The following is a 6825-nucleotide window of genomic DNA, read 5'->3' on the forward strand; positions in this document are numbered from 1 at the left end:
TCAAACAATGGTTAATACACTATTGTTTGACTTTCCAATCGTTCGACTCCGCTCACCGACCACGGTTCGACTCCGCTCACCGACCACGGTCAACAGCCAAAAGTACATTTGTTTGACTACTGGGTACGCCAAACCTGGTTGACAATTGTCCCATCTGGTGCTATTATTTGCAGGTGTAAGGGCATTTGCCCCACTGCATGGGTTGAGCAACTTAAACAAGGGTCAAAGGCTCTAATTCCCGCCTCTACGCGGTTTAACATACCGGGGGAGATTTCCTCGCCGTTGACAAAGTGGCGCGCAATTTGGGCGACTGTGCGATTCATAGCTAAGTTATTTTGACCTGTAGCAATTAATAAATTCACTCTTTGGAGTAAACCGTTTTCATCAACTTGATATTCATGAAATAGGGTTCCCCTGGGAGCTTCACTGACTCCTACAGCTGTTAATTGATTCACACCCCCATGGGCGCGCAGTCGGGTTGAAAGTAGGTCGGGGTCATCTAGTAGTTTTTCTATGTGTTCAATTGCTGCTAGGATTTCAATTAAGCGGGCGTAGTGATAGAAAAATGATGAGTTGGGGGTATTTTTAGTTCTGTCTCTAAACTCCCTTAATTCTGCATCGGCTAAGGGTGTACCAATGTGACTACAGATATTTAACCGGGCTAAGGGCCCGACTCTATAGATACCACTATTTAAGTGACAGTGGTCTCTTTGGTCGGGGTAACCTAGGGGGCGATAGTAGGGAGATTTTAAATAAGAGTCTGGTTGTACTGCTTCCCCAATAAATTGTTGATAGTTGCTGGGGTCTAGTTGGTCGGCGATGATATTCCCGCCACTATCCACAAACCGGATATGTCCGTCGTAGTGTTCCCACAGACCAGCGGAGGTAACTAAACCCATAAATAAGGTGGGGAAGTTGCCAAAGGTTTGGATTTCTTGTTGGTAGTCTGTTAATATTCCTTTGAACCTACCGAGAGCCTCTAAAATTGTACTGCGTGCTTCGGGGATGCGGTTGTAAATGTGGGTGCGTCCCTCTGGTCGGAGAGCATCGCGCACTCCACCGGGAACGGCCCATGATGGGTGTATTTTCTGTCCTCCTAACTGAGCTATGATTTCTTGTCCAAATTGACGGAGACGAATTCCCCCCCTGGCTAATTCTGGTTCTGCTGCAATTAAACCAAATATATTCCGGTCTGGGCGATCGCCATCCATTCCCAACAACAAATCTGGGGCGCTTAGGTGAAAGAAACTCAAAGCGTGGGACTGGATAATCTGAGCTAAATTCATTAACCGCCGCAGCTTTTCGGCAGCGGGGGGGATTTTGACTGTTAAAATGTTATCCCCGGCTTTAGCGGAGGCTAACAAGTGACTAACTGGGCAAATTCCACACACACGGGCTGTAATTCCCGGCATTTCCCAAAAAGGGCGACCTTCGCAAAACTTCTCAAATCCGCGAAATTCTGTGACATGAAAGCGAGCGTCGCTAACTTGTCCAGTATCATCTAAGTATATACTAATTTTGGCGTGTCCCTCTATGCGGGTTACGGGGTCGATGATAATTTTCTTAGACATGATTTAGACCAGATTTGTTGACGGTTGACGGTTCGACTTCGCTCACCGACCACGGTTGACTGTTGACTGTTGGCTGTGTTTTGCAGTTAACCAAACTTAATCATGTCTCGCCCTGATAGTTGTGGTATTTCACCCTGAAGCAAGGGGTCTAATACAGCTTTGATGCGATTAGCATCAGGGGGACATCCAGGTAAGTAAATATCCACAGGGACTACTTGATGTACTGGTACTACCCGGTCTAGTAGGGTGGGGACTATATCAGCATGGTCGGGAATGGCGGGGTAAAGGGCGTTGGCTTCTATGTAACAACGCTGGAGGACTGTTTGCGCGTCTCCCATGGGGTTACGTAAGGCTGTAACGTTACCGGTGACAGCACAATCACCGAAGGATACGAGAATTTGGGAACGCTCTCTGACTTTGTAAATCATCTTGAGGTGTTCTTGGTTAGCGATCGCCCCTTCTACCAAGACAACATCCACACCTAGAGGGTATTCTTTAGTATCAGCAAAGGGACTGTAAACTAATTCTGCTTGTTTGGCTAGGTCAATCAACCATTCATCTAGATCCAGAAAGGACATATGACAACCAGAGCAACCACCTAACCAAACTGTAGCTAGTTTTAAAAGAGTCATAACTTCTCAGGGGAGGGGTGAATTTTTGAGGAGGGGAAATCAGTTAACAGTGAACGGTTCGACTCCGCTCACCGACCACGGTTAACGGTTCCATTCTTGTTTCTGTCGAGCGGTGACTAGGAAATCCAACATTTGGCGATCGCTCTTCATTTCCCCCACGCTAGAACCTTGATTAAACAGAGCACCGGTGGGACAGGCATTAACACATTTACCACAAGAAGTACAACTTGAGGAACTCCCCCAGGGTTGGTTTAAGTCGGTAATTACATGGGAATTTGTTCCCCTCCCCGCCATATCCCAAGTATGTGCCCCCTCAATCTCATCACAAACCCGAATACAACGAGTACATAAAACACATCTGTTGTGGTCAACGCCAAACAGATGATGGGAAACATCCACAGAGCGAGAGGGGAAATGATAGTTTAACCGCACATGATCCATCCCCATCTCAATGGCTAAATCTTGTAATTCACAATTACCATTAGCTACACAAACAGAGCAAATGTGATTACCTTCTGCAAACAACATTTCTACAATGGTGCGCCGGTACTTTTGTAGGCGCTGGGTGTGGGTTTGAACTTCCATCCCTTCAGCGACTTTAGTTACACAAGCTGGTAAAAGTTTATTAGTACCAGCAATTTCCACTAAGCACAGGCGACAAGCTCCCACATCTGTTACCCCTTCTAGGTGACACAGGGTGGGAATATGAATCCCCGCTTCTTGGGCTGCTTGGAGTATGGTATCTTCTTCACGGGCGCTAATTAATTCTTGATTAATTGTCAAAGTTTTGACAGCCATAGTTAATTTATACCCTGATTTACAGTAAAACTATTGAAGTAACTCCAAATACTCATCACGGAAATAACGTAAGGTGCTAAATACTGGATTAGGCGCGGACTGTCCCAAACCGCACAAGCTGGTATGTTTCACCATGTCGCATAATTCCTCTAGTAGTTCTAAGTCTGTCTGGGTGGCTTTACCTTCACTGATGGCGGTTAATAACTGATACAGTTGTACCGTTCCCACCCGACAGGGAATGCACTTCCCACAGGACTCATCCATACAAAATTCCATAAAGTAGCGGGCCACATCTACCATGTTGGTGGTTTCATCCATGACAATCATCCCCCCAGAACCCATAATTGAACCTAGCTCAGTCAGGGATTCATAATCAACAGGAGTATCAAAAGCCGATGCGGGAATACATCCCCCAGAGGGTCCACCGGTTTGTACAGCTTTAACCACACCCCCTTCTGGTACACCACCCCCCATAACTTCCACAATCTGGCTGATGGTGGTTCCCATGGGAACTTCTATTAAACCTGTGTTACGGATTTTCCCCGCTAGGGCGAAAACCTTTGTACCTTTACTTTTTGCAGTACCGATGCTGGCAAACCATTGGGCACCATTACGGATAATTGGTGTAATATTGGCGTAGGTTTCTACATTATTAATTAAAGTGGGGTAACCCCATAAACCTGATTCGGCTGGATAGGGAGGGCGGGGGTGGGGAGTTCCCCGTTGACCTTCAATGGAAGCCATGAGGGCTGTTTCTTCACCACAGACATAAGCTCCCGCGCCGATGCGAATATCAATTTTAAAATCAAAACTAGAGTCAAAAATTTGACTACCTAGTAAACCTAAATGTTGTGCTTGACGGATGGCGGTTTGTAGGCGATGAATAGCTATGGGATATTCAGCCCGGATGTAAATATAACCTTGGTTGGCTCCTACAGCATAGCCTGCGATCGCCATCCCTTCTAGTACCCGGTGGGGGTCACTTTCTAAGACACTCCGATCCATAAAAGCGCCGGGGTCACCTTCATCGGCGTTACAGATGACATACTTTCGTGCTCCTGGGGACTTAGCCACCGTTCCCCACTTCACCCCGGTGGGATAACCAGCGCCTCCCCGTCCCCGTAAACCACTAGCGGTGACAGCATCCACCACCTCCTTAGGAGTCATTTCCCGCAGGACATGGTGGAGGGATTGATAACCTGCTGCGGCGATATAAGATTGAATACGTTCTGGGTCAACCTTACCGCTATTTTCCAGAACAACGGGCATCTGGGATGTAAAAAAAGGATGACTTAAATCACCTTTTGTAACTGTGGTTTCTCCTCCTCCCAAAGCAGCAATAATTGAGGGTGCATCGTCGGGTGTGACTTGTTGGTACAGGGTATTGACACCTGCTGCTGTTCTGTTGTCATCTACCTGCACCAATGGACCTTGACAGCACAAGCGCATACAGCCAACTCCACGCACCTCTACTGTTTCTGTTAAATTCTCTGTTGTAATCGCCTCTTGTAAACCCTGTTTCACCCCTTGTGAATTAGCAGACAGACAACCGGCCGCCACACAGCAGCGGATTTCTACCGGTTTGCTGGCTGTTTTTTCTTTGTGGGCGATCGCCATTAATTCAGGTAGTTCCATTTTGTAACCATCCTTTGATGTGATCCAGAACTAACTCAGGGGTTTGATACCCTATCACTGTTTTATCAAAGACTACGGCGGGGGCGATTCCACAAGCACCTAGACATCTGGCGGTTTGCAATGAAACTTGACTATCTGTGGATGTTTCACCGGGGCGAAGATGTATGGATGTTTCTAAACTTGTGAGGATAGCCTGAGCGCCTTTGACATAGCAAGCGGTACCAGTGCAAACTACACAGGTATGGAGGCCACTAGGTGCAAGGGAAAATAGATGATAAAAGGTGGCGACCCCATAAACCCGACTTGGTGGTAATTTCAGTGCGTGGGCGATATAAATTAAGACATCGTTTTCTAAATAACCAAAAAGTTCCTGTGCTTTATGCAGGATCTCAATTAGGGCATTTTGTTGATATTGATGGCGTTTAATATGCGCTGACAGAATTTTAAATCGCTTATCCCCTTGAGTAGTGGTTGCGGAGTGAGCTTTTGCTGTGTTGTTAGTTTGAACAGCAGAGGTTGGATTCATAATTGCTCTGGCTCCTCTTGGCTGGGATGTCCCTAGTGTAACAATCAATCAGGGTAAGACAAAAACAATAAAAAAAATTGTAAGGAAAGTTAAACAGATCCCCGACTTCTAGGTAAATTATCCTAGATAATCTTTCATAATGTGAGAAGTCGGGGATGTTAGGCATCCTCTCACGGTCATACAGATCCCCGACTTCTAGGTAAATTATGCTAGATAATCTTTCATAATGTGAGAAGTCGGGGATGTTAGGCATCCTCTCACGGTCATAGAGATCGCCTCAAACAACTTTTAAAATCTCAGTCAAAATGGAAAATAATATCGCCATGTTCTAGCCCGAATGTGTGATGACCATGAAAAAACGACTTGGTATTCTAACAAGTGGTGGTGACTGTCCCGGACTAAATGCGGTGATTCGAGCAGTGGTGCATCACGCCACCCTGACATATAACTGGGAGGTGGTGGGTATTCCTTATGCAACTAGAGGACTTTTAGACCGTGAAGCTACCCCATTGAGTATACATGGTTTAGACTTGCGTGGTATTGACCCTTTGCTGAATATGGGGGGGACAATTTTGGGTAGTATTAATAAAGGTGATACTCTAGCTCATGTAGAAGAGATTGTTGCTGGATACTATGCTTTAGGATTAGATGCTTTGATTGGCATCGGTGGGGATGGTAGCTTGGCAATTCTCTATCAACTCCAAAGTCAAGGAAACTGGGAATTTATCGGTATTCCTAAAACTATTGATAATGATGTGGGACAGACCCAAAGAGTTGTAGGTTTCGATACGGCGGTAAATACTGTTGTTGATGCGCTCAATCGTTTGACTTTTACTGCTTGTAGTCATGACCGGGTGATGATTGTGGAAGTCATGGGGCGCAACGCCGGACATTTAGCCCTACAATCGGGTATTGCTGGGGGTGCGGATGTGATTTTGATTCCGGAAATCCCCTATTCTATTGGGGGAGTGTGTGAGCATTTAGAACAGCTACGCCACAGGGGACGTAGGTTTGCAATTATAGTAGTGGCTGAAGGTATTCAAGTCGCCACTGATTCATCTGCTTATACATTCTGTGATAGCGCCCCACCGCTGCAACCACAACGCCCTTCCTGTGGTATGGGTCAATATATAGCCGATGAGATTCGCGCCCTCACCGACGATCTTGATATTCGGGTATCAGTCTTAGGACATATTCAACGCGGTGGTATTCCTTCGGCTTTAGACCGTTTGATAGCTACGGCTTTCGGTAAAGCTGCGGTAGATTTATTAGCTAATGGACAATCTGGGCAGATGGTAGCTTGGCAAAATGGTCAAGTTGTTGCTGTTCCCTTGGAAGCAGTTTTGGCTGAGAGTCCTTGTTTAGTAGATCCTGATAACTTCTTAGTGCAAACAGCGCGATCGCTCGGTACTTACATTGGCGATCGCCCTAACTTCTCTCCAAGGTAATCTATTAACACCAGCCTTAGTAATTATCCTCCATTAAATTGGCGATATGATGGGCGATCGCACAGCCAGAGTTACAGAAGGCTGACTGTTAATGGGTAAGGGTTTAAGAGCTACGACCACGGGGAGCCAGGGGTTAGAAACCCCTGTCTGATAGCTTAAGTCGGATAAATCCGACTGGGTGTTAACTGTTGACGGTTGATGGGTCAGGGTTTAAG

Annotated in this window: 6 protein-coding genes; 1 reads left to right on the forward strand and 5 read right to left on the reverse strand. The window is 46.2% G+C overall.

The genetic code is table 11. From position 1 onward, the window contains the following. Positions 1-116: 116 nt before the first annotated feature. The 5 genes from PN447_RS03455 to hoxE form a co-directional block, all read right to left on the reverse strand. The gene (locus PN447_RS03455; protein WP_271760847.1) at positions 117-1571 is read right to left on the reverse strand and encodes a Ni/Fe hydrogenase subunit alpha; all 1455 of its coding nucleotides are present in this window, start codon (positions 1569-1571) and stop codon (positions 117-119) included. Positions 1572-1657: 86 nt separating this feature from the next. Further along, the gene (locus PN447_RS03460) at positions 1658-2203 is read right to left on the reverse strand and encodes an oxidoreductase (RefSeq protein ID WP_271760849.1); all 546 of its coding nucleotides are present in this window, start codon (positions 2201-2203) and stop codon (positions 1658-1660) included. An 81-nt stretch (positions 2204-2284) separates the two neighbouring features. Further along, positions 2285-3001, reverse strand: a complete 717-nt coding sequence (hoxU, locus tag PN447_RS03465) for a bidirectional hydrogenase complex protein HoxU (RefSeq protein ID WP_271760851.1) — start codon at positions 2999-3001, stop codon at positions 2285-2287. A gap of 30 nt (positions 3002-3031) precedes the next feature. After that, the gene (locus PN447_RS03470) at positions 3032-4636 is read right to left on the reverse strand and encodes a NuoF family protein (protein ID WP_271760853.1); all 1605 of its coding nucleotides are present in this window, start codon (positions 4634-4636) and stop codon (positions 3032-3034) included. Then, a complete protein-coding gene (gene hoxE, locus PN447_RS03475) occupies positions 4623-5162 on the reverse strand; it encodes a bidirectional hydrogenase complex protein HoxE (RefSeq protein ID WP_271760855.1) in 540 nt (179 codons plus the stop codon). Before hoxE ends, PN447_RS03470 begins: the two co-directional genes overlap by 14 nt. A 350-nt stretch (positions 5163-5512) precedes the next feature. Here hoxE and PN447_RS03480 point away from each other — a divergent pair, with 350 nt between their 5' ends. Then, positions 5513-6610, forward strand: a complete 1098-nt coding sequence (locus tag PN447_RS03480) for an ATP-dependent 6-phosphofructokinase (protein ID WP_271760857.1) — start codon at positions 5513-5515, stop codon at positions 6608-6610. The last annotated feature ends 215 nt before the right edge of the window (positions 6611-6825 follow it).

This window comes from Anabaena sp. CS-542/02, from assembly GCF_028331085.1.
Classification (GTDB): domain Bacteria; phylum Cyanobacteriota; class Cyanobacteriia; order Cyanobacteriales; family Nostocaceae; genus Anabaenopsis; species Anabaenopsis arnoldii.